Consider the following 25,223-nt stretch of genomic DNA (forward strand, 5'->3'; position numbering starts at 1 on the left):
CCAAGATTGGAAGTAAATTGAAAGGATAGCTTGGTGCAAGCAAATAAGGACTTAAACTAAAAGCTGTAATAGATTTCTCGCTAAACTCGAAATGACAATAAAGAAACTATAGAACAATAGACGCTAGCAGGAGCTACGCACGCTTCCAGGTCTTTGGGAAACTACAAATTCACCTATAAGGCTAGTTATAACAATAAACTATTTTCTCGTTACCTTTGTCTCTCTTAAGTGCACATAAAGCACTATTTTAACAGAATCATGATAGTCCTTCAGAATACCGTAATCAGCGACGACATCCGCGATAAATTTTTTGTTTGTAACCTCGAGAAATGCAAAGGTGCCTGCTGCGTGGAAGGTGATTTGGGCGCTCCTCTGGCAGAAGACGAGCTGGCTATACTTGCCGACAGTTACGAGCATATTAAACCATACATGACCGGTGCCGGCAAGCTGGCTGTAGAAGAACAAGGCTTATACATTACCGATTTTGAAGGTGATTACTCCACGCCAACTATAGAAAACCGGGAGTGCGCCTATGCACTGTACGACGAGAAAGGTATCCTGAAATGTGCGATTGAACAAGCCTATTACGATGGCAAAATCAGCTGGAAAAAACCGATCTCCTGCCATTTATACCCTATCCGTATAACCAAGTATGATGACTTTGAAGCCCTGAACTATGACCGCTGGAGTATTTGCGCGGCTGCCTGTAATTTTGGCGAAGAGCTTGGTGTAAGAGTTTACCAGTTCCTTAAAGAGCCACTTATCCGCAAGTATGGTGAAGGCTGGTATAATGAACTGACGCAGCTGATGGAAGCTGAAGAAGCGAAAGCATAAACTATAGCAGGTTTAAAATTTAAAAGGGAGGCAAGTTTATACTTGTCTCCCTTTTTTATGCTTTCTTATCAATACTATGTTAATGCTGAGGTATTAGATCTAGATAAATCGTGGCTTCGTAAACAACATTTTCTGCAGTCATAAAACGGGACTTCCAGCTTACCTTTAAAGAATTAGCTTTTAATTCGTGTATTGGCCAGTTAGTTTTATTCCAAGAAGCCTGATTAAACATTATTTTCTTCTTATCAGCAGATAATTCCCAGGTACCTGTGCCTCCATTTATTGTATAGGTACTATCTGCATTAAAAGTAATTTTATAATCATCGTAAAGCATTAAGTATCCCTGAAACAGTTCTAACGCCTCCTTGTTGTCACTTTCCGCTCTAATATTTCCCTTAACCCAAGTATGGGCTGTCAGTAACTTCTCATAATCAGGTGTCGGTTCATCTTTACTGCAAGAAGTTATACTTACAAGTACAAAGAGAGCAAGTATGCTACGGAGTAAAATGTGTTTCATTAAGTTTTGTTTTGGTATAAGTAGTATACTTCAAATATAAAATAAATATAGTTATATCGCTATACTTTCATAATCGTTCATTAAAGTATCAAGTTGTAAAGTTATGTTAAGTAAAGATTAGTCAATAAAAAAGCCGGTACGAATGCACCGGCTTTTCATGCTATAGTTTAAGCTGCTTAGTCAAGCGCTTTAAAATCGAAATTCTCGAGGTAAGCAGTTGTAAAGTTGCCTTCTTTAAAGCCTGGGTCATCCATCAGTTTCAAGTGGAAAGGTACTGTTGTTTTAATACCTTCAATTACGAACTCGCTCAGGGCACGCTTCATCTTTACAAGAGCTTCTTCACGGGTCTGTGCACTCACAATCAGTTTAGCGATCATTGAGTCGTAGTTGGCCGGAATAGAATAGCCAGAATATACGTGCGAGTCTACACGAACACCGTGGCCGCCTGGTACGTGCAGGTTGGTAATTTTACCTGGGCTAGGGCGGAAACCGTTCTTAGGATCTTCGGCATTGATACGGCACTCGATGGCGTGCATTTTAGGATAGTAGTTTTTACCAGTAATGCGCTCACCGGCAGCTACCTTAATCTGCTCCTTAATCAGGTCGTAGTCAATTACTTCTTCGGTAATCGGGTGCTCTACCTGGATACGCGTGTTCATCTCCATAAAGTAGAAATCACGGTTTTTGTCTACCAAGAACTCTATTGTTCCAACACCTTCGTAGTTAATGGCTTTGGCTCCTGCAATAGCAGCCTGGCCCATGCGCTCACGAAGATCATCGGTAATAAACGGAGATGGTGTTTCTTCAACCAGTTTCTGATGGCGACGCTGGATAGAGCAATCACGCTCAGAAAGGTGAGCTACGTTGCCGTGCTGGTCACCGATCAGCTGAATCTCGATGTGGCGCGGCTCTTCAATGAATTTCTCCAAATAAATGCCATCGTTACCGAACGCTGCAGCAGCTTCTGTACGGGCATCGTTCCACATTTTCTCGAACTCAGATTCCTCTTTAATGATACGCATACCACGGCCACCACCACCGGCAGTAGCTTTAATGATAACCGGATATTTGATCTTCTTAGCCAGCTTTATACCTTCTTCAAAGTTCTTTAGCAAACCATCAGAACCTGGTATAGTTGGTACGCCAGCAGCTTTCATGGTATCTTTCGCTGAAGCTTTATCACCCATCTGGTTGATCATCTCAGGAGAGGCACCTATAAACTTAATATTGTTCTCAGCACAAATGCGCGAAAACTCAGCGTTCTCAGACAAGAAACCATAACCCGGGTGAATAGCGTCTGCGTTAGTGATTTCGGCAGCAGCAATAATGTGCGGAATGTTAAGGTAAGACTGAGAACTTGGCGCTGGACCGATACAAACAGCCTCATCCGCAAAGCGCACGTGTAAGCTCTCTTTGTCGGCAGTAGAATAAACAGCTACTGTTTTTATACCCATCTCTTTGCACGTACGAATAATGCGCAGCGCAATCTCGCCCCGGTTGGCAATTAATATTTTCTTAAACATAATGTCAGATTAGGAGATTTGTAGATTTGAAAATTATGAACAATGAAAATGGAGAGGTTTATAAGACCATCTCCATCTCCAAATTTTCTCATTTCCAAATTTTCAAATTAGGATATTAGCTTGGATCTACCAGGAACAGAGGCTGATCGTACTCAACTGGTGTGGCGTTATCTACCAACACTTTCACGATCTTACCTGATACTTCAGACTCGATCTCGTTGAACAGCTTCATGGCTTCGATGATACAGATCACCTGGCCTTTTTTCACCTCATCACCCACATTCACGAAGATAGGAGACTCTGGGCTGGCAGCGCGGTAGAACGTACCGATCATTGGCGCCTTAATGGCAACATACTTGCTGTCGTCGGATGCCGGAGCGGCCGCAGGAGCAGCTGGTGCAGCTGCCGGAGCAGCCTGAGGTGCAGCAGCTACCGGAGCTGGAGCAGCAGGTGCAGCATGGTGAGATGGCTCACTTACATACTTTACCTTCTGAGCAGCATCACGCTGTACCGATATCTTAAATTCTTCTGTTTCGATGTTGACTTTGTTCAGGCCGGATTTGGCGATGAAGTCGATAAGGTCCTGGATTTCTTTAGCTTTCATGTGTTATTTTACTCTTTCTGCGTAAGAATAAGTACGAGTGTCTACTTTTATTTTTTCGTCCTGGCCAATGAAAAGCGGCACCTGTATAGTTGCGCCTGTCTCTACTATGGCTGGTTTTGATGCGTTTGTTGCGGTATCGCCTTTAAGGCCCGGCTCTGTGTAAGTTATGGTTAACTCTACAAAAGGAGGGATCTCGCAGGTTAGCGGGCTTTCGGTTTCAGCATGGAAAAGGATGGTTACTTCCTGGCCTTCTTTCATCAGGTCAGCAAATGGCACCATTTCTTCCGGCAACGTTACCTGCTCAAAAGTGCTCATGTCCATAAAGTTATAGCCCATGTCATCTTTGTATATAAACTGATGCGGACGCTGCTCTACACGGGCAGTTGTAATTTTATGGCCTGCCGAAAACGTGTTGTCTAATACTTTACCACTTCTGATATTTCTTAGTTTGGTTCTTACAAAGGCAGGGCCTTTGCCTGGCTTTACGTGCTGGAAATCTATTACCTGGTACAGGTCGTTGTTGTATTCGATCACAACGCCATTTTTAATATCAGCTGTGGTTGCCATATAGTATTCTGAATCGTGTTGTACTTAAATGAAACGATAAAAGTATAGCGCAAAACTATGTTTAGCAAGCAAAGTTAGTCAATCTGTGTGATTTGTTCTGAAAAAAGGTAGGATTTTAACTTGTTTGTTAGCTGATTTTTTGATATGTTATGCATGCGCAACATATTGCTGTGGCCCCTTTCTCAGCCGCAAACTATAGTTTAACGCCTCAGAAAGCGACTTTAAAGGCAATTTATACCATGCAGGCAGGTTTTATGCCAGGCGGCGCATCACCATTTGCACCATCTTGTTGCAGCGCTCGTTGCCAAACTCAAACACGCTGCTGTCGTTGGCTAGTTTGTACAGGTTATCTTTTAAGAGTGCTTTGGCGCGGTGCAGTCTTATCTTCACATTGCTTTCTGATAGGTCCAGGCAATCCATTACTTCCTGCACACTCATTTCTTCCAACTCACGTAGGGTGTACACTATTTTATACTTCTCAGGTATAGCATCAATGGCCTTCTCCAGTAAATGCCTGGCTTCGCTACTGATAATAATTTTTTCGGGGTCCATAGGCGTTATGTGAGAAAGCGGCAGTGCGTCATAGTCGATCAGGTCGGTAGGGGCTTCGGCCAGTTTTTTGTTTTTTCGCCAGCTGGCCAAAGCCGTATTTATACCTATCCGGATGAGCCAGGTAGAGAACTGGGCATCGTGCCGGAACTGGTAAAGTTTTTCGTAGGCCTTCAGGTAGGTGTCCTGCATGGCGTCTTCTACTTCGCTCTCGCTTTTCAGGTAGCTCCTGATAACGCGGTATAGTTTCTGGTTGTGGCGGCGCATCAGCAGCTCGTACATTTCTTTTTCTCCGGCCAGCACACGGGTCACCACCTCCGTATCCGGCATTGTTCCGGCCTCTTTTAAGGTATAGTTTATTGCCTGCATCGTTTTTTATAGTTGGATGTGCAAACAGTCAGAGGGTTACATTTTTTGTAACGGATTTTACCTGAAGATATCTAATTCCTAAAACTATAACTTAAAAATGGAGGATAAACATCATGAACACCGCATCAAGTATTTCCACTGACCGCCTGCACACCGTTTGGGCGACACTAAAGTATACCTATGCCATAGTGCCCATTGTGGCTGGTATCGATAAATTTACGCACTTGCTTACCGACTGGGACAAATACCTGAGCCCTATGGTTGCCGACATCATACCATTTAGCCCGCATACGTTTATGCTTATAGTTGGCGTGATAGAGATAATTGCCGGTATACTGGTTTTGCTGCGGCCACGCCTTGGAGGGTATGTAGTGGCGGCCTGGCTGGTAGGTATCGCCTTAAACCTGATCACGACCGGGGAGTATTTCGATATTGCCGTGCGTGACCTGGTTATGGCAGTTGGCGCTTTCTGCTTAGCACAGTTATCTGAAGCCCATCACCCCGAAGGCGGCGTTGGCTCCCGAACAAACTATAAAACCGAACAAATGCTTGGGTAAACTATAGGTAAGTTGCAGTTGTAGGGTAGGAGCAGACAGAATTAAAAAAAAGCGGCCGTTAAAGCCGCTTTTCTGTTATAGTTAAGTTATACTATTTCGGATCGTAAGCCCACTTAATGTAAATAGCACCCCAGGTAAAGCCACCGCCAAATGCAGCCAGTATAAGGTTATCGCCTTTTTTTAGCTGGTTTTCATACTCCCATAAGCAAAGCGGAATGGTGCCACTGGTAGTGTTACCATACTTGTGGATGTTCAACATCACTTTCTCGTTGCTCAGGCCCATGCGGTTTGCCGTTGCCTCTATAATGCGTTTATTAGCTTGGTGCGGTACCAGCCAGGCCACATCGTCGCCGGTAAGGTGATTGCGTTCCATTACTTCCGCCGATACATCTGCCATACCCTTTACTGCAAATTTAAATACCTGCTGGCCTTCCTGGTACGCGTAATGCTCTCTGGCTTGTACTGTTTCTATACTTGCCGGTTTGCGGCTACCGCCCGCTTTCATGTGCAGGAACTGTGCACCCGTACCATCCGACTTAAGCACCGAATCAATGATACCCAAGCCTTCCGTGTTTGGCTCCAGCATAACTGCGCCACCACCATCACCAAAAATAATGCAGGTAGCTCTGTCGGTATAGTCTATGATAGAGGACATTTTATCGGCTCCTACAACTATAACTTTTTTGTACTGACCAGACTCTACGAACTTAGAGCCTGTTACCAATGCATAAAGAAAACCTGAACAGGCCGCCTGCAGGTCGTACCCAAAGGCGTTAACTGCACCAACTTCAGCGGTAATCAGGTTAGCTGTTGCCGGGAAAACCATGTCTGGGGTAGTAGTAGCACAGATAAGCAGGTCTACTTCCTCCGGTTTTGTATTGGTCTTTTTAAGTAATTCTAAAACTGCCGGTACTGCTATATGCGATGTACCTTTTCCTTCACCTTTTAATATGCGCCTTTCTTTAATGCCGGTCCTTGAGGTGATCCATTCGTCATTGGTTTCCACCATTGTTTCAAGCTCCTTGTTCGTCAGCACGTAGTCGGGTACATAACCCGCTACACCTGTTATCGCGGCAGTAATTTTACTCATCTTTAAAAGGTATTAGGTTGTTAGTTTAAGGCGGGCAAGATACAAAAAAACTTGGCACAAGCGCTCGGTTCTATAAAAAGTTAACCGAAACAGCTTATGCCAAGTTCAAATTATGGCCGCAAGGCCACTGATGTTATTCGCTATAGTTCTTTCTGAAGCGCTCTGATAAATTAGATGCTACCATTTTCTGAGCCTGCAATACCATGTTGCAAATAGCTGTAGGAGTAGATACCCCGTGGCCAATTACTGCATTGCCATTTATACCCAGAATAGGGCTGCCCCCCTCGGCTTCATAGTTAAACTTGTCGAAGAACGGATCGTGCATCTTCTTCTCGTTTAATATGTCATAGATAGACTCCGCCATTTTCAGGATGATATTACCGGTATAACCGTCGCAAACTATAACGTCTGCTTTATCATTGAAAACGTCGCGGCCTTCTATGTTGCCGATAAAGTTTATAGTTTGGTTTACCTTAAGACGCTGATGCGCAGCCTGTGTATTTACAGTGCCTTTGCCCTCCTCTTCGCCCAGGTTCATCAAACCAACTTTAGGGTTCTCGATGTCGAGTACATACTTGGCGTAAATAGAGCCAAGCTCAGCAAATTGCTCCAGTACTTCCGGTTTGCAATCTGCGTTTGCACCAACATCCAGCATTATACCATAACCACCATTCACTTTCGGAACAAGCCCGGCTATAGATGGTCTTAAAATACCTTCTATAGCTTTAACGCTAAACATAGCCCCAACAAGCATGGCTCCGGTATTACCAGCACTGCAGAAAGCATCTGCTTTCCCGGCTTTCAGTAGTCCGTAACCAACAGCAATGCTGGAGTCTGGTTTTTGGGTGAGGGCTTTGGTAGGGTGTTCCCCCATTTCAATAACCTGGGTAGCATTAACCACTTTAATGCTAGTCCCGGTATACCCATATTCTTGTAACAACGCCTTTACAATATCTTCTTTGCCTATCAGCAAGATCTCGTATTGTTCAGGAAGCTGTTTCTCGGCAAGTATAGCACCTTTAACTATTGCCTCCGGTGCATAATCGCCACCCATTGCGTCTAAGGCGATCCTCATGTAGTGGTTGATGTTAAACTATACAGAACTAAAACTATGAGCAGCTAATGCTTACTGGGCGTTAGTTGTATAATTTTTGATTGCCAGTTTGCCTTTGTGGAACAGGTCACCTTCTACAACATAAGCGTGGTGGTATAGGTGCGGAGTATCCGTAGTAGGGCAGATCGCAATGGCTTTCTCAGAAAGTTTATAATGAGTTCTTCTCTTATCTCTTCTGGTCTTCGAAATCTTACGTTTAGGATGTGCCATTTTTTAGTTAAATAATTTATTTACTGTGTTTATAATTCGTTAAGCTATTACTAATTCAGGTTCTTCAGAGCGTTCCAGCGTGGGTCAATGTCGTCGTCGTCATCATCCTCGTCGTTGTCGTTATCTGCGTCACCGCTTTGTCTGGACGAGTAAACCAGGATATCGTTATCACTGTCTTCATCCATTTCTTCCAGGTACCGTGGGTGCAGTTTTTTCATCGGCAGCGACAATACAATATAATCGTACAGGTGCTGTGCCACGTTAATCTGCTGCGTATCGCTTTCAATCTGCCATAGGTTTTCGTCCAATTCTTTGTTTTCCGGACCAAACTTCATGATCATATCTTCCTGAACATCAACTGGCTGATCAAATTCCTCCAGGCTTCTGTCGCAGGTTAAGCGCACGGTTCCTTTAATATCAAAATGCAGTGTTAGCAGCGTTTCACTCTTTTCAAGCTCTACATCAGCGCGCAGTTTGCCACCATGTATAATTTCGTCGCTAAAAAGGTTAAAAAATGAATCATCCATCTCAAACTCGTACTGGTGCATTTTATTGCTGAGTTTGGCAATGTTGATCTCGTATTCTTTTAACTTCTTCACTACCTTTTTTTATTGCAAGTTGCAAAATTAGAACATTATTCTGACAAATAAAATACCTGTTTATTAAACAACCGGCATTTGTTCTGCAGTTCTCTTTTTTATTACATCGCAGGCCAGAAACAAAGCTTCCCTGAAAGAGGTTTCGCTGGCTACGTGTTTATCGGCTATACTATAGGCAGTGCCGTGATCTGGCGAGGTACGAACTATAGGCAAACCGGCCGTAAAATTAACCCCGCTCTCAAAGGCCAGGGTTTTAAAAGGAATAAGTCCCTGGTCGTGGTACATCGAAACAACAGCATCAAACTGCTTATACTGCTGCATCCCGAAGAAGCCATCGGCAGGGTAGGGCCCGAACACTAAGTGGCCTTTTTCTTTCAGGTGCATTACTGCCGGGCGAATTATTTCCAGTTCTTCGGTACCTAACAAACCATTTTCGCCGGCATGCGGATTTAGGCCCATCACGGCAATACGCGGCTTCAGTATCCCGAAATCCTTCTTCAGCGATTCTAAAAGTATGGTTATCTTCCGGATGATCAGGTCGAACGTGATTCTATCAGACACATCTTTTACAGCCATGTGGCCGGTTATAGTTGCCACGCGCAAATCGCCGCTTACGAGCAGCATTAAACTTTCCGGCGCATCAAAATAAGAAGTCAGGAACTCGGTATGGCCCGGGAATTTAAATTCATCCGTCTGGATATTTTCCTTATCAATAGGTGCTGTAACAATGCCATCCAGCAAGCCAGCTTTAAGGTCTTTACAGGCGGCCATTAAAGAGTCCAGCGAAGCTTTACCAGATTCCGGTGTCGGATTACCAAGGTGTACTTCCAGGTTCTCGTCCAGGCAAGTGATCAGGTTAACTTTTTTAGGAACTATAGACTGCACTGATTGCACTTGCTGGTAATGGAAATGCTCGGCACTAAGCGCCTTACGTACTTTATTAAGCACGTTGGCAGACGCATAAATAACCGGCGTACAAAAGTTAAGTATACGCTGGTCTGATAATGTTCTGATGATCACTTCCGGGCCAATGCCATTGGTGTCGCCTATAGTTAAGCCCAGTCTGGCTTTAAATCTGTTGTCCATTGTTGGTTAGTTAGCTTTTGAGCTAAGGTAATTGTAAACAAGACGAACGCCTGTACCAGTTGCCAGTTTGCCGCGGTAAGAATCTTCGGCGTGTAAATAAGCTGTTCCGGCAATGTCAAAATGCACCCAAGGGTAATCGGTAAATGCCTCCAGAAACTTGCCTGCTGTAATATGGCCAGCATCGGCACCGCCAATGTTTTTCAGGTCTGCAATTTCAGAGTCAAGCTGCTTTTTATACTCGTCGTATAGCGGAAAATCCACTACGCGCTCGTGTACTTTGTTGCCCACTTTTTTGATATCAGCCATTACATCATCACCGGCAGTACCCATGGCAGCTAAGGCTTCTTTGCCTAGGGCGCGCATCGCAGAACCCGTTAAAGTTGCTAAGTCAATTACCAGTTCAGGGTTATACTTTTTCGCGAAGCTCAGGGCGTCAGCCAATATAAGGCGGCCTTCAGCATCGGTGTTCAGTACTTCTACTGTTAAACCGCTGTGCATTGTAATTACATCGCCAGGGGCAACTGCTTTACCACCCGGGCGGTTATCTGTAGCCGGTATCAGACCAATGATATGAAGTGACAGGTTGTTTTTAGCTGCAGCATACAGTACGCCTGTAACAGCTGCGGCTCCAGCCATATCAGACTTCATATAGTCCATCGACATTGGGGTTGGCTTTATACTTAACCCGCCCGTATCGTACACTACGCCTTTACCTACCAATACATATGGTTTGCTGTTTTTAGCGTTTTCTGGTTTCCACTCTAATATGTTAAACGTAGCTGGATCGTCGCTTCCCTGGTTTACAGCCAGTAAACCGCCCATTTTCAAGCTTTGGATTTTGATCTCGTCCAGCACATCCAGCTTAAAACCTGCTTCAGATGCCAGCACTTCCAGTTGCTCGCTTAGTTGCTCTGCGGACTGATGGCTGTGTGGTTCGTTTATTAAGTCGCGAACTTTGTAAACTGCTTCCAGTACGTTGGCCAGTTCCTGCACCTGCGCTGCATCTATAGTTTCGTCGGCTATAGTTATGGTTTTAAGCGTAGTTTCCTTGGTATCTTTGGTTTTGTGCTTAAAGTACTGGTAGTTACTTAAGTATAAACCTTCGGCTAAGTATAAGCTGGCATTGCTGCCGGTCTTGTCAACTATAGTTATACTTTCAGATTTATCCGTTTTAAGCTGCTTTAACAAACTATAGCCGGCCTGGCGAAGCCCTTCGTTTTTCAGGTCTTCGGTTTTGGCATCCGGACTTACAACAATATATACGCGGTGCGAATAGCGGTTCAGGTAAATGAACTTAGCCTCCTGCTGTAGTTGCTGCTGCACATAGTTTTGCTCTTCCGGCTGCAGTTCCTGCAACTCAGTTCCCTTGTTGGCGGCAATAATCAGGGCCAGATCAGTATTTTTAGCTAAGCTTGTGTCGTATTTAAGTTGTGTTGGCATTTGTCGTTCGTATCTTTGATGGCTGCAATATAGTAACTATAAAACGTAATGCGAAAACAAGCAGCCGTAGCCGTTTAGCGCACAATAAAGGTATAACGGGTTTCCGGCAAAAAGTATAACAATCGCCGCAAACTATAAAGTATAGACAGTGAGCAAAGTAAGTCCGAAAAAACATTTAGGCCAGCACTTCCTGGTCGACCAGAACATAGCCCAGAAGATAGTGGAGCAACTGACCATGCCCGAAGGCGTGCAGGATGTTTTGGAAATTGGCCCGGGTATGGGTGTGCTCACGCAGTATTTATTGCAGCACAAAGAATATAGAACCACAGTAATCGATATCGACCGTGAATCCATCGCTTACTTAAAAGAGCATTTTCCGCAACTAGAAGACCGCATCATTTCAGCCGACTTTCTGAAGACAGATCTGAGCAAGCTATTCCCGGGCAAGTTTGCCATTATCGGTAACTTCCCTTACAACATATCGAGCCAGATTTTCTTTGCTGTTTTAAAGCACCGCGATGTAGTGCCGGAAGTAGTGTGTATGATACAAAAGGAAGTAGCTGAGCGTATTGCAGCGCCTCCGGGCTCTAAAACTTATGGTATACTGAGTGTGTTGTTGCAGGCATTCTATAAGATAGAGTATAACTTCACGGTGCACGAACATGTGTTCCATCCGCCGCCAAAAGTAAAGTCCGGGGTTATCAGTCTAATCCGGAACGAGGTGAAGGAATTGCCTTGTAATGAGAAGCTGTTTTTTGAAGTTGTTAAACTGAGTTTCGGAACACGACGCAAAACACTGCGTAACTGTCTCAAAAGTTATAACTTGCCGCCCGAAATACAGGCGCAACCCGTTTTTGATAAGCGTGCCGAGCAACTTTCGGTGCAGGATTTTATAGCATTAACCCAGCTGGTAGAGCAGAATAAATAGCGTATGCAGGTAGAGATCACAAGAGAGTATATTGACCAGGTAGAGGAAGCCATTGAACGCAAGGACTCAGAATTTATACTGAGTACGATGGCCGACATGTACCCGGCCGATATTACCACCGTGCTCTACGAACTGGATGCCAACGAATCCAAATACGTGATGGATTTGCTGCCGCCCGAGGTGGGAGCTGAGATACTGAGCGATCTGGACTACGACATTCGTACCGATTTTCTGCATTACTTTACATCTGCCGAGATTGCCCGCTACATTAACCTGATGCACTCCGATGATGCCGTAGATATTCTCAACGAGCAATCGGTGCAGACGCGCGAAGAAGTGCTGGCCTTACTGGAGAACGAGGAGAAATCGGAAGACATACTGGACCTGCTGCACTACGAAGAAGATTGTGCCGGTGGTCTGATGGCGAAAGAGCTTATAAAAGTAAACCTGAACTGGCGTGTAAGGCAGTGTATCGAAGAGATTCGCAGGCAGGCCGAAGATGTAGAACGCATCTATACGGTATATGTGGTTGATAATAAGGATATACTGGTTGGCCGTGTGAGTGTGAAGGCGCTTTTGCTTTCCCGGGACGATAAATTGGTAAAAGATATCTATAGTACCGATGTTATCTCAATCGAGTCATTCAGAGATGAGAACGAGGTAGTAAGCGTGATGCAGAAGTATGACCTGGAAGCGATACCTGTGGTAAACATACAAGGGCGTTTGCTGGGCCGTATTACGATTGATGACGTAGTAGACGTGATGCAGGAACAGGCTGAGTTAAGTCGTCAGCTCATGACTGGTATTTCGGAGAACGTGGAAGAAGATGACAGCGTGTTCCGTATTTCGCGCTCGCGCATTCCGTGGCTGATCATTGGTATGGTTGGCGGGCTACTGGCTGCCCAATTCATGGGAATGTTTGAGAAAGACATTGCTATACTTCCGGCCCTGGCGCTTTTTGTGCCGCTAATTACGGCAACGGGCGGTAACGTAGGCATTCAGTCTTCTTCTATCATCATCCAGACACTTTCCTCTAATGCGGTGATGTTCGAGAACTTTGCCCAGCGTATTTTTAAATTGATTATGGTCGCCTTACTTAATGCACTCATCATTTCGGCACTGGTATTTTCGTTTACCTATCTTTTGCGTTCCGATTTAACACTAGCGATGGTGGTTTCTTTGGCTTTGTTTTCGGTGGTAATGCTGGCTTCGATGATGGGAACTATAACGCCGATGGTGCTAGACAAATTTGGCATAAACCCTGCCGTAGCTGCTGGTCCATTTATAACTACAGCAAACGACCTGTTAGGTTTGGCAATCTATTTTGGGGTTGCGCACTTGCTCTATAATCTGTAAACGGTCTACTAAATCCTGAACTATAGTTAGCAGAAAGTATAGAAAGCTGAATCCAGAATAACTTTCTAACTTATACTTTCCAAACTTTCTAACTCCAATATCTCGTATCTCACTAACTCTTTAACTCCTAAACTCTCTAACTGCAATGCGTGTCCTGATCATCGACGAAGTGCACCCAGGTATTTTTCCGATGCTGGAAAGTATAGGCGTGGAGGCAGATTACCGGCCAACTATAAAACCGACAGAAGTTTGCGAAGCGTTAGTTGGGTTCGACGGGCTTATAGTTCGGAGCAAGATGCGTGTTACCGCAGAAACTATAAAGTATGCTGATAAGCTGAAGTTTGTTGCCCGTGCTGGTGCTGGTGTAGATAATATTGATGCCGAAGCCCTGGAAGCAAGAGGTATAAAATTACTTTCAGCTAACGAAGGCAACCGGCAGGCAGTAGGGGAGTTTACGCTTGGTTTGTTGCTCTCGCTAACCCGCAACATTGCCCGCGGCGACCGCGAAGTGCGCACCAAAGTATGGCTGCGCGAAGAAAACCGTGGCGAAGAAATAAGTGGTAAAACAATCGGCATTTTTGGCTACGGAAACATGGGGCAGAGTTTTGCCCGACTGCTGCAGTGCTTTGGCTGCCGTATACTTGCTTACGATAAGTTTGCCCCCGAGAAAGTATCGGTGCCGGCAGAGCAGGTTCCGATGGAGGTTATACAGGCTGAGGCTGACATCGTGAGTTTTCATATTCCGTATATCCCGGAGAACTATAATTTTGCCGATGATGCCTTCTTTAACGGCTTCAAAAAGCCGATCTGGTTCCTGAACACATCTCGCGGCGAAGTGGTAGACCAGACCTCTTTAGTAGAACATCTTAAAAAAGGAACTATAAAAGGCGCCGCCCTAGATGTATTGGAAAACGAAAAGCTGCACACGCTTACCCAGGAGCAACAAGCTAACTATAACTACCTGGCGCAGGCCCAAAACGTAGTGCTTACCCCGCACATCGGCGGCTGGACTCACGAATCGTATATCAAGATAAACGAAGTGCTGGTACAGAAAATAAGAGCATTGCTGCAACTATAAATCTGCCTGTAATGCTTGTAAGCCATTATTTGCAACTATAAACGGTATAAATGCCTGTTAAAATTTAAAAACAGGTAGAATCAGCTTGTTAATAAAAATTTCTTATATTTGCCTTAGTACGTTGCAGGTGCCATAAGGTCCTGCCTATTTTTTACTTAAATACCAGCATATGGTATAATGCTAGCAATACCGCTACAGGTGGCGTTGCTTTTAGAATAGAACTGATATAATTTACATAGTTTGCAAAGAGAACGGTTATGCATGCCATAACCGTTCTCTTTGCTTTTGTGTCTTAAACAACAAGAATTTAGTATGAGCAAATTATCTTATTACACTGCAGAGGGTTTACAAAAACTGAAAGAAGAGTTACAGGAGCTTAAAACCAAAGGCCGTTCGGAGGTTGCACGTCAGCTTGCTGAAGCCCGTGATAAAGGCGATTTGAGCGAGAATGCCGAATATGATGCTGCTAAAGATGCCCAGGGTCACCTGGAACTGAAAATTGCGAAGCTGGAAGAAGTAGTAGGCAACGCCCGCCTGATAGATGAATCCGGGTTAGATACCAGCAAAGCCCTGATCCTGTCTAAAGTAAAAATCAAAAACCTGAAGAACAATATGGTAGTAGATTATACTTTGGTAGCGGAGGAAGAGGCAGACCTGGCAACAGGTAAAATTTCTGTTAAGTCACCGATCGGTAAAGGCCTGCTGGGCAAGTCGGTTGGGGAGGTGGCCGAAATTACAGTGCCAGCCGGAAAGCTACAGTTCGAGGTATTGGAAATAAGCCGATAAACTATGGAAGCTTCTGTATTTACTAAGATCGTGAATGGTGAGATACCTGCTTACAAAATAGCAGAAGATGACCGTTTCCTTGCCTTTCTGGATGTTTTCCCGACGACTAAAGGTCATACCCTGGTAATACCGAAGCAACAAATTGATTACATCTTTGACCTGGACGACGAGCTCTATATGGGCCTGATGGCTTTCGCTAAAAAAGTAGCGGCTGCTATTGAAAAGGCAGTGCCCTGCAAACGTATTGGCATCGCCGTGGTTGGCCTGGAGGTACCACATGCGCACGTACACCTTATTCCTTTAAACAGCATGCAGGACATGAACTTTGCTAACAAAAAGCAGTTCAGCCAGCAGGAGTTTGAAGAAACACTGGAAAAAATAAAAGCTGCCTACCAAGAGTAAAGAGTAACTATAGATTTAAGAATCGCCGGAAGAAAGTATGATGCTTTGTTTCGGCGATTTTTGTTTTGTCTGAATCAGGATTTATAGGATTTTAAAGGATTTGCAGGATTTTAGACCTGGCAGCGTGCGCAGCTCCTGCTAGCTTTTGGCTTTATAGTTTCCGTTCCTACACCCCTGTAGTCCCCTCAAGGGGACAGACAGTTCTGTTATCGCCAATCAAACAGCTATAGTTCTATAGTTACAGACCACGATCGGACAGGTCGCGACCTGTCCCTACGAAAATACAACCACGCTTAAGCTACACAACTATAGCTTCTCATTCTAACTATAGCAGAAGCTATCGAAAGATTCCAGATCCCAGACTTGATTCGGGATGAGGCTTCCCTTGAAGAGGGCCCCTACCCCCGCCGTGAGGGCACCAAAGCTAACTATAGAACTATAGGGTTGTTAAACTCCCAGGATTGGAAGTGGCTATGAATGGATAACTTATGGAAAAGAAGTATAGACGTAACTATAAGTTGAGATAGATTTCTCACGTTGTTCGAAATGACAGAAGAGAGTAAAATCGCATCAATAATATGAAAATAAAAAAGCGCAGTAAGTATAAACCTACTGCGCTTCTATAAAATTAATTCTAACTATAGTTTAGTTGTATCCGGCTGCACCGGTTGCTGGCCATTTTGCTTTTGTTCCTTCGCCTGTTTTTTAAAGTACCCACGCAGCAGGAAATTACTTTGCAGGGCTTCCATGTTCTGGTCAAATTTCTGGGTGCTTGTTTCCAGGTTTTGCATGGTGTTTTGCAGGTTGCGGGCAAATTCCTTATCTGTCAGCAATACGCCCATGGCGTTGTTCTTGTCGTTCAGGTTGGTGCTTGCCTGTTTCAGGTTCTGGGTTAGGTTAGCCGCCGAGGTAGTAGCTTGCTTAAGTTGCGCCATAGATGCCTGCAACTGGTTAAATACGGTAGTATCGGTCAGTAATTCGCTGGCCAGGCTGCCTTTGGTATTTAATTGTGCGGTAAAACGGTTCAGGTCGTTTGAGGCACGCATGGTATTTTGTGATACGCGCTGCAGGTTTGCCACCATCGCCCTGAAGTTATCTGCCATGGCCGTATCAGTTAGAATTGCGCCTACGGTGCCTTCGCCATTTACAAGTTTAGAAGACAGCTGCTTAAAATCGCCTGTAATAGCTACCAGGTTCTTATTGTTCTGCTGCAGCGTTTCCATTAAGTCGTCGGTGTTCAGCGGGTTTACAGCTGTAATACGGTCGCCGTCCTGCACAGGTGTAGCCTGCGGACTTCCACTTTCGATAATAATGTTTTTGTTACCAATAAAGCTTTCAGAACTGATGCGGGCTACAGCATCTTTACGAATGTACTGCTGTGCGCTTTCCTCGATGTTCATGATAACCTCTACCTGCGAATCGCCATAAAGCTGGATAGACTTTATAGTTCCGATCTTTACACCGGAAAACCACACGTTGTTACCTGTTTTAAGACCGGCCACATCATCAAAAACGGCCTTTACTGTAAAGGTTGCAATAAAGCGTTTCTGTTGGCCGCCCAGCGTAAAAATACCGGCAATAAGTATTACCAGGGCAAGCAGCACAAAAATGCCAACTATAATAGATCGTTTATTATCTGCCGTATTCATTATTCAGTAAAGTTGTAGTTATAAAAAGCTTTCACGCGTTCATCTTCTGTATCAAACACTTCCTCAAACGTACCCTGCCGCTGAAACTGCCCGTCGAGCAGCATTACTACGCGGTCGCCGACAGCTTTTGCGCAGGTAAGGTCGTGGGTAATGATGATAGAAGAAGTATTAAAGCGGCGCTGCACTTCATTTATTAAGTTATTGATATCCTGGCTCGTAATAGGGTCAAGGCCGGCGGTTGGCTCATCGTATAGCATAATTTCGGGCCTTAAAATAAGGGTGCGGGCTATACCTATACGTTTGCGCTGCCCACCCGACAGTTCAGATGGCATCTGGTTTACAGTTTGAGAAAGACCTACCGCTTCCAATACAATATCTATGATACGGTCACGGTCGCGAGCCGACATCTCTTTAGAGTGGCGGATAAGCGGGAACTCCAGGTTTTCCTTCACCGTCATACTATCGTAAAGGGCACTGTTCTGGAACGAAAAGCCGATCTTCAGGCGAAGGGCATCCAGTTGCTTTGGCGTTAGTTTATCTACATCCTGGCCCAACACATTTACCAGACCGCTGTCGGGGCGCAATAGCCCCGAAATTATCTTTATCAACACCGATTTACCGGTACCGGAGCGGCCAAGCACTACCAGGTTTTCGCCTTTGTACAGGTCCAGGTCTACGCCTTTTAACACTTCATAGTCATCAAAGGCTTTGGTAAGGCCTTTAATGGTGATCACTTTTTGCGTAAGGTCTATCTTCGAGTTTGGTTTCTTCATCAGGTCAGGCGGTTATATAACACGTAAAGCATTGATGATCTGCATGGTAAGCAGCTCTTCAATAAAGATGAGAAACATGGCCGTAACTACCGATGAGTTGGCCGCTTTGCCTACTCCTTCCGTGCCTTTAGACGAATGATATCCTTTATAGCAACCTACCATACCAATCGTAAAACCAAACAATACTGATTTAACTGTATTGGCAACTATATCCAGGAACGTGATGGCCTCAAAAACCTGTGTAAAGAAGGTAGTTATAGTTGTAAGTTCATTCTGATGCACATTTAAATAGCCACCCAGCAAGGCAACCAAAGTGGTATACATGGTTAAGGCCGGAATCATAAGCGTGGTAGCCAGTACGCGGCTCACTACCAGGAATTTATACGGGTTTGTAGCCGATACTTCCATGGCATCTATCTGTTCGGTAACGCGCATAGAGCCCAGCTCGGCACCTATACTTGACCCCACCTTACCTGAAGCGATAATGGCTGTAACCAATGGCCCCATGGCACGCACTATAGCTACCGAAATAAGGGCAGGCAACAAAGAGGCTGCACCAAAATCGGCAAGCGAAGGGCGCGACTGGTTTGTGAATACAATACCGATAATAAAGGAGGTAATAGAAATAAGGGGAAGTGATTTTACACCAACCTCATAACATTGCTTTATGATCTCTCTCCATTCGTAGGGTGGGAAAAAGACTTCGCGGAAAAAACGGGATACGAAAGCATAAATCTGGTATAGTTCCAGAAACAGGCGGTCCAACCTTCTGGTTAAAAAGTATTTACGTCGGCGTGTTGTGTCTTTTTCTCTGTTACTATAATCCATTGGCTGTTTGCTGGTGCCGATTTTTGCTCAAGTTTACTAAAAATTACGATTCTGGAACTGTAAAACAAGTAACTCATCTTACGGCCAGCCCGACATTCAGGGTTATAAAACGCAAATGTAATTCAAATGCTTTTGTATGCCTAACGTAATGCCGTTTATATAGTGTATTCCGGATAAAGTAAAGTTTAGAGTTGATGAGGTACAACTGGTTAAAGTTGCGTTTGTTTTGCAGGGTTCGATGTTGGGAGATCTTTTGTTTTATAGTTACCGTGGTCCAACCACCCCCAACCCCTCAGAGCTACGCTCGCTACCTTCGAAATCGCTTCTCGGTAGTCTAAGGCGGGGAGTTTTTAGGCCTTTGCTATAGTTGGAGCTATAGTTTTATAGTTTAAAATTTACCTCACCCCAACCCTCTCCTAAAAACAGGAGAGGGAGTTTTAAACTGTTACTTCTTCTGTCATCCTGAAAGGATCTTGTGTGAAATGAGCATAAGCCTTAGCCTTAGCTATAACACACCCCTGCCCCTCTCAAGAGGGAATTTCGGCTATTACTATAGCTACAAGTATAGTAATAGTGTTACAGACCAAGAGTGGACAGGTCGCGGCCTGTCCCTACGAAACTATAGCCACGATAAATTTCGAAGCTTGTCATTTCAAAGTATAGTTAAACTATAGCCATGAGAAAGATCACAGTCTTTGGGTTGAGCGCCTTGTAGATTTCTGGTGCCGCAGGCATTTCGAGGTACGAGAAAAAGAAATGTACACCGCGCGATGCCCGAAGACGGGGCTCCCGGCCGTGAGGGCACCAAAGTATAGAATGAAACTATAGGCAAGTAGAGCTCCCAGGATCGGAAGTAGCTATGAAAGAAAAGGCTTGGTATGAGTAAGTATAGACTGCAACTATAGGACACATAAGATCCCTCGACTTCGCTCGGGATGACAAAAGAGAGAATCTATAAAAGAAAACTTTACTTCGAAGCAACCCGATCCGGGTTATCTGTCAGGAAACCTTTCCAGGACTTGGCGCCAGATTTTGCATTGTTACCTTTCTGGTAATGGTGGCACAGCGCGACAGACAAGGCATCGGTGGCATCAAACATTTTCGGGTCCGGCTGAATTTTCAGGATCTGTACCAGCATACTGGCAACCTGCTCTTTAGAAGCATTACCATTTCCGGTAACCGATTGCTTTACTTTTTTGGGTGCATACTCCACATAAGGGATGTCGCGGGAGAGGGCCGCAGCAATGGCAACACCCTGGGCACGACCTAGTTTCAGCATACTTTGGACGTTAACCCCAAAGAAAGGAGATTCGATAGCCAGCTCATCCGGCAGGTATTCGTCGATGAGCTGTATCATGCGGTCGAAAATTTTCTTTAACTTGATGGCGTGGTTGCTGTAACTTTTCAGGTGAATAACGCCATACTGCACTACCTTTACTTTAGAACCGGTAACTTCAATAAGGCCGTAGCCCATAACCTGGGTGCCGGGGTCAATACCAAGAATAAGTTTGTTGGGCGGAAGCGCAGAAGAGTAAACCATAAGTCTACAAAAATAAGACAATATCTTGAACATTGCCTCAAACAGAAGGTTCCTTTTACCCGCCGGCAAATTGCTGGTGGTGGTTCTTACGCTTTATCTTTTGTGGCAGGCCATTTCTACCGTTCCTGATACATTTCTGAGTTGGAAAACGATAGTCCGCAACACCATAAATAGTCCTTTTAGGTGGCTATTTATAGTTACAGCTATACTTATACCTGTAAACTGGGGCTTCGAAGCGAAAAAGTGGCAACTACTTGGCCGTAAACTGGAACCGATATCGTTCTGGCGGGCATACCGGGCTGTAATGGTTGGCCTGACCCTGGGCTTTATCACACCAAACCGGCTTGGTGATTACGCCGGCCGTGTGCTGGAGCTTAAAAGCAAACAACGCCTGGAAGCTATTGGAGCTATTTTTATCGGCAGGTTTTGCCAATTGGTAGCTACGGTTATAGTTGGTTCGGTGGGGTTGCTGTATTTTATAGTTACGTTCTTCTGGGCAGCTAATCCGGGAGTTTCTTTAAGCCTGATTTTTCTATTGATGTCAGTTTCTGCGGCTACGTTGTTGCTTTTGTATAATGCACAGGCCATAGTGGCGGTAGTTTCGGCTATAAAACCATTGCGAAAATTAGTTGGCTATGTAGCCATCATGGGCAACTATAGTTCTGCCGAAATCTCAAAACTGCTGTTGCTTTCGCTTTGCCGCTATGCCGTGTTTTTGTTGCAGTTTATACTATTACTTATCCTTTTCGATGTGCAACTGACTGCGCTGCAATATGTATGCGGTGTAGCAGGTACGTTCTTTATCAAATCTATAGTTCCGTCGGTAAGTTTGCTTTCAGATTTAGGCGTGCGGGAGTTGTCGGCGATGTATCTGTTTGGGTTACTGGGGCAGGAGCGTTTACAGGTGCTAAGCGCCAGCCTGAGCTTGTGGTTACTCAATATTGCCGTGCCCAGCGTGGTGGGTTTATACTTTGTGCTGCAGTTGCGGTTTTTCAGGAAAGGAGCGGGGGCATGACCTGGATAGTTGAGTTACTGCTTTTCGTTTCGTTGGTAAGCTATAGCTGGATTATACTTCGCAGGTGGGTAGCCTGGGCCAAACTTCCGGAAACAAACATGCCAGCCAACTGGCAGCCAACTACAAAACTCTCGGTTATCATCCCTGTCCGAAACGAAGCAGTGAATATTCTGCATTTGCTCCTCGATCTCGAAAAGCAGACTTATCCAAAAACGCTCTTTGAAGTGATCGTGGTAGATGATCATTCCGAAGACGAAACCCAAGCTATAGTTCAGCAATTTTCTAAGGCATCGGCACTACGAATAAAAATTATTGAGTTAAATACTTATGTTAAGTATAGTGGTAAAAAAGCTGCTGTACAAAAAGGAGTGGAGTTGGCAGAAGGGGAGTTGTTGGTTTTTACCGATGGCGATTGTCGGGTGCAACCCGAGTGGCTTACCTTGTTTGCCTATAGTTATCAGACGTATCGGCCGTTATTCATTAGCGGACCGGTTAGTTTCCAGAACACCCATAGTTTGCTGGAGCGCATGCAGCTTGTGGAGTTCGCCAGCCTGATCGGTATTGGTGCAGCGTCAATAGGGCTAGGCAAACCAAACATGTGCAATGGCGCTAACCTGGCCTATACTAGGCAAGTGTTTGAGGAAGTGAAAGGTTTTACCGGAAACGAAACTATAGCCAGCGGCGACGACGAATTTCTGCTGCACAAGATCCATAAACTATACCCCGGAAAAATTTTCTTTGTAAAGAATAAAGGAGCTATAGTTTATACCGAAGCCTGTAAATCCATCAGTAGTTTCCTAGGGCAACGGATCAGGTGGGCCAGCAAGTGGCGGGCCTATCAGGAGTGGCATGTAAAACTGTTGGCGCTAGTCGTTTTTATGGTTAATCTGTTACTTTTTGTGGTGTTATTAATGGCACTGTTCGGCAAAATGCCTGCTTCTGTATTTATTGGGGCTATAATTGCCAAGTTCGCTATAGATTTCTTATTTTTAACTCGTATTCTCAGTTTTTTAGGTCGCAGGCGCTACATTTGGTATATGCTGCCGCTGCAACTGGTGTACATCCCTTATGTGGTAACAACAGCAGTTTTGGGCCTTACAGGGCGCTACCGCTGGAAAGGCAGAACCATACAAAACCGATGACAGAAAACGAATTCGATATACTCGACGAACTATACTTTGTAGCCTCTTACCCGGACCTGCGCAGCACGCTCTCGCTCACCGATGAGGAGCTGTGTGCCGGGTTACAGTTGTTGCTTCAGAAGGGCTACATCCGCATCATGTATCCTGACCAGGATACCGAGCATGCTTATGATCCGCAAACTTTCAGCAAACACTGCCACGAGTATTTTTACCTGGCTACAAAGGCCGGACTTGTAGTGCATAACTCAATTTAAATGGCTGTACTACAACAAAATAAAGCAGCCAGCCGGCCGCCTTCTTATTACATCAGGCAACGCCTTTTGCAAAACAAACCTGCTATGGTGGGGCTGGGTATTATTGTGCTGGCTATAGTTGTAGCGATCCTAGGCTACGCCATTATGCCCGACAGCACACCAAATGCAAACAACGGTTTGGTGCAGATCCAGAAAAAGAGCCCCGGCTTTTCGACACAGGTGCTGCGCATGGCCAAATCAAATCCGGCAGCAGATGTTAACCCGCTGAATTTTATCCTTTCCGGCGCACCCGAAGATTACTCCGAAATCCCGATAGAAAGCTATAGTTTTAAAGGCGACAGCCTGCAGGTACAGCCGCTGCGCAGCAATAACGCCATGGCTGATCAGCCACGCACCTACGGCCTTAACGAAATTGTAGGCAACCGCACAAACTATAGCTCAGCTGAACTTAAGGAAACTATAGAAAACGATCATATCCGAACCAAAACTTACTGGCTGGGTACCGATAAGGCCGGGCGCGATGTACTGAGCAGGCTAATACTGGGAACGCGTATTTCGCTGGGTATAGGCTTTGTGGCTGTACTTATATCCGTATTTGTGGGTATTGCAGTTGGGGCCGCAGGTGGCTACTTTGGAGGTTGGGTTGATAAGCTGATGACATTCCTGATGACGGTGGTGTGGTCGGTGCCGAGTATTATGCTGGTAATTGCCATTAGCCTGGCCCTGGATAGCAAAGGCGTTTGGGTGGCTTTTGTGGCCGTTGGTTTAACTATGTGGGTAGAAGTTGCCCGTGTGGTACGTGGCCAGATACTCGGTTTAAAAGAAAAGACCTACATCGAAGCTGCTCAGGTTCTGGGAGTTCCGGAAAGATTGATTATATTAAGGCATCTGCTGCCAAACATGATCGGGCCCTTAATCGTTATTGCCACAGCCAACTTTGCATCGGCGATTCTGATAGAAGCTGGCCTTAGCTTTCTGGGGCTGGGCGTACAACCGCCGGCACCAAGTTGGGGCATGATGGTAAACGAAGGTTTTCAGCTGATAGGCGCGAAGGCCGGTTTATACTTAGTTTTATTACCAAGTTTATGCATCAGCGTGCTGGTGTTGGCCTTTAACCTGTTAGGCAATGGCCTCCGCGATGCATACGACCCGAAAATACCGTTAACAAATGGCTGAAAGTAGCACACCTAATATACAGCAGGAGCTGAACCTGAAAAAACTGGAGCTTTCGGCACTGCTCGAGATAACGCAGGCTATTAACGAAAACCTGCCCGAAGCTGCTTTGTACAAAATTTACCGTTTTACTCTGCTTGCCCAGTTGCAGATAAGCCGGCTGGTGCTGTACGTACACGACGAAGCGTGGGAATGCAAAGCCGATTTCGGAACGCAGCAGGATTTTAAAAAGCAAGACCTACCGGAAGCCATCACTTCGCTGAAAGAGATCACTTATACCTCTAAACTACAGGTAGATAAAAAGTGGCGTGCCTTCGAGATCGTGATTCCGGTACTGCACAACGGTAAAGTGCTTGCCTTTGTAATGATTGGTAAAATGCAGCCATTCTATACTAACCTGGAAGCCCTTAATTTTGTGCAGACGGTGAGTAATATTATGCTGGTTGCCATCGAGAACCACAAAATGGCCCGCCAACGACTGGCTCAGGAATCTATCCGTCGCGAAATTGAAATTGCCCGTGAAGTGCAGAACATGCTGTTCCCGAAAGCATTGCCTAACGACAAGGACATTGCCATACATGCCAGCTACATTCCGCATTCTTCTATCGGCGGCGACTACTACGATTACATCGAAATAGACCAGGACCAGTCCTTGTTCTGCGTGGCCGATGTGTCGGGTAAAGGTGTTCCGGCTTCGTTGCTGATGTCAAACTTCCAGGCTGGCCTCCGGACGATACTTCGCCAGACCTCAGACCTGAATACTGTTGTATCTGAGCTTAATAACCTGATTTACCGGAACGCGATCGCTGAGAAATTTATTACCACTTTTCTGGCCCTTTATAACCGTAAAACCCGTGAGCTGAGCTACGTAAATGCCGGCCATAACTCGCCTATACTTCTGTTTGAGAATAATACGCACCAACTCCTGAACGAAGGCTGTACCATGCTGGGCGCCTTTGATGTGCTGCCGTTTATGTCGGTTACAAGCATACAGGTACCCGAAAACTCGATGTTGCTGTGCTATACCGATGGCCTGACAGAAGTATTTGACGAGGACGATTCGGAGTTTGGTATTGAACGCACAATAGAGTTTCTGCAGACACACCGTTTCCTGAGTTCTAAAATGCTGCACCTGCAACTGCTGCGCGAAATAAACCTTTATAACGAAGACGCCACCCTCAACGACGACATTACACTGCTATCGTGCAGGTTTAAATAGTTAAAGAGTTTAAGAGCGTTT

General features: G+C 45.1%; 27 protein-coding genes. 12 read left to right on the top strand and 15 right to left on the bottom strand.

Annotated elements, in window-relative coordinates; translation table 11 throughout:
• The first annotated feature begins 258 nt into the window (after positions 1-258).
• Positions 259-834 (top strand): DUF3109 family protein, encoded by a 576-nt coding sequence (locus GWO68_RS08545; RefSeq protein WP_162346017.1) that lies wholly within the window; start codon positions 259-261, stop codon positions 832-834.
• Between the two features lie 79 nt (positions 835-913).
• Here GWO68_RS08545 and GWO68_RS08550 read toward each other — a convergent pair whose 3' ends face one another.
• The 5 genes from GWO68_RS08550 to GWO68_RS08570 form a co-directional block, all read right to left on the bottom strand.
• Positions 914-1,351 carry a hypothetical protein gene (locus tag GWO68_RS08550; protein ID WP_162346018.1) on the bottom strand — a complete coding sequence of 146 codons (438 nt, stop codon included), beginning with the start codon at positions 1,349-1,351 and terminating at the stop codon, positions 914-916.
• Positions 1,352-1,527: 176 nt separating this feature from the next.
• The gene (gene accC / locus GWO68_RS08555) at positions 1,528-2,874 is read right to left on the bottom strand and encodes an acetyl-CoA carboxylase biotin carboxylase subunit (RefSeq protein WP_162346019.1); all 1,347 of its coding nucleotides are present in this window, start codon (positions 2,872-2,874) and stop codon (positions 1,528-1,530) included.
• Between the two features lie 115 nt (positions 2,875-2,989).
• Positions 2,990-3,478, bottom strand: coding sequence for an acetyl-CoA carboxylase biotin carboxyl carrier protein (accB, locus tag GWO68_RS08560; RefSeq protein ID WP_162346020.1), 489 nt, complete (start codon positions 3,476-3,478; stop codon positions 2,990-2,992).
• A gap of 3 nt (positions 3,479-3,481) precedes the next feature.
• Positions 3,482-4,045 carry an elongation factor P gene (gene efp, locus GWO68_RS08565; RefSeq protein ID WP_162346021.1) on the bottom strand — a complete coding sequence of 188 codons (564 nt, stop codon included), beginning with the start codon at positions 4,043-4,045 and terminating at the stop codon, positions 3,482-3,484.
• A gap of 252 nt (positions 4,046-4,297) precedes the next feature.
• A complete protein-coding gene (locus tag GWO68_RS08570; RefSeq protein WP_162346022.1) occupies positions 4,298-4,963 on the bottom strand; it encodes an RNA polymerase sigma factor in 666 nt (221 codons plus the stop codon).
• A gap of 113 nt (positions 4,964-5,076) precedes the next feature.
• Between GWO68_RS08570 and GWO68_RS08575 the strand changes: the two genes are divergently transcribed.
• The gene (locus GWO68_RS08575) at positions 5,077-5,520 is read left to right on the top strand and encodes a tRNA (5-methylaminomethyl-2-thiouridylate)-methyltransferase (RefSeq protein ID WP_235941999.1); all 444 of its coding nucleotides are present in this window, start codon (positions 5,077-5,079) and stop codon (positions 5,518-5,520) included.
• A gap of 91 nt (positions 5,521-5,611) precedes the next feature.
• Here GWO68_RS08575 and GWO68_RS08580 read toward each other — a convergent pair whose 3' ends face one another.
• The 6 genes from GWO68_RS08580 to GWO68_RS08605 form a co-directional block, all read right to left on the bottom strand.
• Entirely contained in the window at positions 5,612-6,610 is a 999-nt protein-coding gene (locus tag GWO68_RS08580; protein WP_162346023.1) for a beta-ketoacyl-ACP synthase III, read from the bottom strand.
• A 133-nt stretch (positions 6,611-6,743) separates the two neighbouring features.
• Complete coding sequence (plsX, locus tag GWO68_RS08585; protein ID WP_162346024.1) at positions 6,744-7,685, bottom strand: phosphate acyltransferase PlsX; 942 nt, start codon at positions 7,683-7,685, stop codon at positions 6,744-6,746.
• 51 nt (positions 7,686-7,736) lie between these two features.
• The gene (rpmF, locus tag GWO68_RS08590; protein ID WP_162346025.1) at positions 7,737-7,934 is read right to left on the bottom strand and encodes a 50S ribosomal protein L32; all 198 of its coding nucleotides are present in this window, start codon (positions 7,932-7,934) and stop codon (positions 7,737-7,739) included.
• A gap of 50 nt (positions 7,935-7,984) precedes the next feature.
• A complete protein-coding gene (locus GWO68_RS08595) occupies positions 7,985-8,533 on the bottom strand; it encodes a YceD family protein (protein WP_162346026.1) in 549 nt (182 codons plus the stop codon).
• Positions 8,534-8,596: 63 nt separating this feature from the next.
• On the bottom strand, positions 8,597-9,619 hold the full coding sequence (gene pdxA / locus GWO68_RS08600) for a 4-hydroxythreonine-4-phosphate dehydrogenase PdxA (RefSeq protein WP_162346027.1): 1,023 nt from the start codon (positions 9,617-9,619) through the stop codon (positions 8,597-8,599).
• Between the two features lie 6 nt (positions 9,620-9,625).
• Positions 9,626-11,059: a leucyl aminopeptidase family protein gene (locus GWO68_RS08605; RefSeq protein WP_162346028.1), complete on the bottom strand. Its 1,434-nt coding sequence runs from the start codon at positions 11,057-11,059 to the stop codon at positions 9,626-9,628.
• 148 nt (positions 11,060-11,207) lie between these two features.
• Between GWO68_RS08605 and rsmA the strand changes: the two genes are divergently transcribed.
• From rsmA to GWO68_RS08630, 5 genes are all read left to right on the top strand, one after another.
• Positions 11,208-11,987 carry a 16S rRNA (adenine(1518)-N(6)/adenine(1519)-N(6))-dimethyltransferase RsmA gene (rsmA, locus tag GWO68_RS08610; protein ID WP_162346029.1) on the top strand — a complete coding sequence of 260 codons (780 nt, stop codon included), beginning with the start codon at positions 11,208-11,210 and terminating at the stop codon, positions 11,985-11,987.
• A 3-nt stretch (positions 11,988-11,990) separates the two neighbouring features.
• Positions 11,991-13,343: a magnesium transporter gene (gene mgtE, locus GWO68_RS08615; RefSeq protein ID WP_162346030.1), complete on the top strand. Its 1,353-nt coding sequence runs from the start codon at positions 11,991-11,993 to the stop codon at positions 13,341-13,343.
• 145 nt (positions 13,344-13,488) lie between these two features.
• On the top strand, positions 13,489-14,421 hold the full coding sequence (locus GWO68_RS08620; protein WP_162346031.1) for an NAD(P)-dependent oxidoreductase: 933 nt from the start codon (positions 13,489-13,491) through the stop codon (positions 14,419-14,421).
• Between the two features lie 312 nt (positions 14,422-14,733).
• Positions 14,734-15,207: a transcription elongation factor GreA gene (greA, locus tag GWO68_RS08625; RefSeq protein ID WP_162346032.1), complete on the top strand. Its 474-nt coding sequence runs from the start codon at positions 14,734-14,736 to the stop codon at positions 15,205-15,207.
• Positions 15,208-15,210: 3 nt separating this feature from the next.
• Entirely contained in the window at positions 15,211-15,609 is a 399-nt protein-coding gene (locus GWO68_RS08630; RefSeq protein ID WP_162346033.1) for an HIT family protein, read from the top strand.
• Positions 15,610-16,247: 638 nt separating this feature from the next.
• Here GWO68_RS08630 and GWO68_RS08635 read toward each other — a convergent pair.
• The 4 genes from GWO68_RS08635 to ruvC form a co-directional block, all read right to left on the bottom strand.
• Complete coding sequence (locus tag GWO68_RS08635) at positions 16,248-17,258, bottom strand: MlaD family protein (protein ID WP_162346034.1); 1,011 nt, start codon at positions 17,256-17,258, stop codon at positions 16,248-16,250.
• Positions 17,258-18,031, bottom strand: coding sequence for an ABC transporter ATP-binding protein (locus GWO68_RS08640; protein WP_162346035.1), 774 nt, complete (start codon positions 18,029-18,031; stop codon positions 17,258-17,260). The genes GWO68_RS08635 and GWO68_RS08640 overlap by 1 nt, the downstream gene beginning before the upstream one ends.
• A gap of 12 nt (positions 18,032-18,043) precedes the next feature.
• Positions 18,044-18,859: an MlaE family ABC transporter permease gene (locus tag GWO68_RS08645; protein ID WP_162346036.1), complete on the bottom strand. Its 816-nt coding sequence runs from the start codon at positions 18,857-18,859 to the stop codon at positions 18,044-18,046.
• Positions 18,860-19,826: 967 nt separating this feature from the next.
• Positions 19,827-20,399: a crossover junction endodeoxyribonuclease RuvC gene (gene ruvC / locus GWO68_RS08650; RefSeq protein WP_162346037.1), complete on the bottom strand. Its 573-nt coding sequence runs from the start codon at positions 20,397-20,399 to the stop codon at positions 19,827-19,829.
• A gap of 25 nt (positions 20,400-20,424) precedes the next feature.
• On the opposite strand from ruvC, the gene GWO68_RS08655 reads away from it, so the two are divergent.
• The 5 genes from GWO68_RS08655 to GWO68_RS08675 are packed head-to-tail and all read left to right on the top strand — an operon-like array spanning position 20,425 to position 25,202.
• Complete coding sequence (locus GWO68_RS08655; protein WP_162346038.1) at positions 20,425-21,414, top strand: lysylphosphatidylglycerol synthase domain-containing protein; 990 nt, start codon at positions 20,425-20,427, stop codon at positions 21,412-21,414.
• On the top strand, positions 21,411-22,556 hold the full coding sequence (locus GWO68_RS08660) for a glycosyltransferase family 2 protein (RefSeq protein ID WP_162346039.1): 1,146 nt from the start codon (positions 21,411-21,413) through the stop codon (positions 22,554-22,556). The genes GWO68_RS08655 and GWO68_RS08660 overlap by 4 nt, the downstream gene beginning before the upstream one ends.
• Positions 22,553-22,810, top strand: a complete 258-nt coding sequence (locus GWO68_RS08665) for a hypothetical protein (protein ID WP_162346040.1) — start codon at positions 22,553-22,555, stop codon at positions 22,808-22,810. The genes GWO68_RS08660 and GWO68_RS08665 overlap by 4 nt, the downstream gene beginning before the upstream one ends.
• Entirely contained in the window at positions 22,811-23,986 is a 1,176-nt protein-coding gene (locus tag GWO68_RS08670) for an ABC transporter permease (protein ID WP_162346041.1), read from the top strand.
• Entirely contained in the window at positions 23,979-25,202 is a 1,224-nt protein-coding gene (locus GWO68_RS08675; protein ID WP_162346042.1) for a PP2C family protein-serine/threonine phosphatase, read from the top strand. The genes GWO68_RS08670 and GWO68_RS08675 overlap by 8 nt, the downstream gene beginning before the upstream one ends.
• Positions 25,203-25,223: the final 21 nt, after the last annotated feature.

It is taken from the genome of Pontibacter fetidus (assembly GCF_010119545.1).
GTDB classification, from domain to species: Bacteria; Bacteroidota; Bacteroidia; order Cytophagales; family Hymenobacteraceae; genus Pontibacter; species Pontibacter fetidus.

Coding starts and splice junctions, on each gene's coding strand:
- GWO68_RS08545 (WP_162346017.1), top strand. CDS start 259: ATGATAGTCCTTCAGAATACCGTAATCAGCGACGACATCCGCGATAAA.
- GWO68_RS08645 (WP_162346036.1), bottom strand. CDS start 18,859: ATGGATTATAGTAACAGAGAAAAAGACACAACACGCCGACGTAAATAC.
- efp (WP_162346021.1), bottom strand. CDS start 4,045: ATGGCAACCACAGCTGATATTAAAAATGGCGTTGTGATCGAATACAAC.
- greA (WP_162346032.1), top strand. CDS start 14,734: ATGAGCAAATTATCTTATTACACTGCAGAGGGTTTACAAAAACTGAAA.
- GWO68_RS08660 (WP_162346039.1), top strand. CDS start 21,411: ATGACCTGGATAGTTGAGTTACTGCTTTTCGTTTCGTTGGTAAGCTAT.
- GWO68_RS08620 (WP_162346031.1), top strand. CDS start 13,489: ATGCGTGTCCTGATCATCGACGAAGTGCACCCAGGTATTTTTCCGATG.
- GWO68_RS08575 (WP_235941999.1), top strand. CDS start 5,077: ATGAACACCGCATCAAGTATTTCCACTGACCGCCTGCACACCGTTTGG.
- GWO68_RS08635 (WP_162346034.1), bottom strand. CDS start 17,258: ATGAATACGGCAGATAATAAACGATCTATTATAGTTGGCATTTTTGTG.
- accC (WP_162346019.1), bottom strand. CDS start 2,874: ATGTTTAAGAAAATATTAATTGCCAACCGGGGCGAGATTGCGCTGCGC.
- accB (WP_162346020.1), bottom strand. CDS start 3,478: ATGAAAGCTAAAGAAATCCAGGACCTTATCGACTTCATCGCCAAATCC.
- ruvC (WP_162346037.1), bottom strand. CDS start 20,399: ATGGTTTACTCTTCTGCGCTTCCGCCCAACAAACTTATTCTTGGTATT.
- GWO68_RS08640 (WP_162346035.1), bottom strand. CDS start 18,031: ATGAAGAAACCAAACTCGAAGATAGACCTTACGCAAAAAGTGATCACC.
- pdxA (WP_162346027.1), bottom strand. CDS start 9,619: ATGGACAACAGATTTAAAGCCAGACTGGGCTTAACTATAGGCGACACC.
- GWO68_RS08580 (WP_162346023.1), bottom strand. CDS start 6,610: ATGAGTAAAATTACTGCCGCGATAACAGGTGTAGCGGGTTATGTACCC.
- GWO68_RS08550 (WP_162346018.1), bottom strand. CDS start 1,351: ATGAAACACATTTTACTCCGTAGCATACTTGCTCTCTTTGTACTTGTA.
- mgtE (WP_162346030.1), top strand. CDS start 11,991: ATGCAGGTAGAGATCACAAGAGAGTATATTGACCAGGTAGAGGAAGCC.
- GWO68_RS08630 (WP_162346033.1), top strand. CDS start 15,211: ATGGAAGCTTCTGTATTTACTAAGATCGTGAATGGTGAGATACCTGCT.
- GWO68_RS08665 (WP_162346040.1), top strand. CDS start 22,553: ATGACAGAAAACGAATTCGATATACTCGACGAACTATACTTTGTAGCC.
- GWO68_RS08605 (WP_162346028.1), bottom strand. CDS start 11,059: ATGCCAACACAACTTAAATACGACACAAGCTTAGCTAAAAATACTGAT.
- rpmF (WP_162346025.1), bottom strand. CDS start 7,934: ATGGCACATCCTAAACGTAAGATTTCGAAGACCAGAAGAGATAAGAGA.
- GWO68_RS08675 (WP_162346042.1), top strand. CDS start 23,979: ATGGCTGAAAGTAGCACACCTAATATACAGCAGGAGCTGAACCTGAAA.
- plsX (WP_162346024.1), bottom strand. CDS start 7,685: ATGAGGATCGCCTTAGACGCAATGGGTGGCGATTATGCACCGGAGGCA.
- GWO68_RS08570 (WP_162346022.1), bottom strand. CDS start 4,963: ATGCAGGCAATAAACTATACCTTAAAAGAGGCCGGAACAATGCCGGAT.
- GWO68_RS08670 (WP_162346041.1), top strand. CDS start 22,811: ATGGCTGTACTACAACAAAATAAAGCAGCCAGCCGGCCGCCTTCTTAT.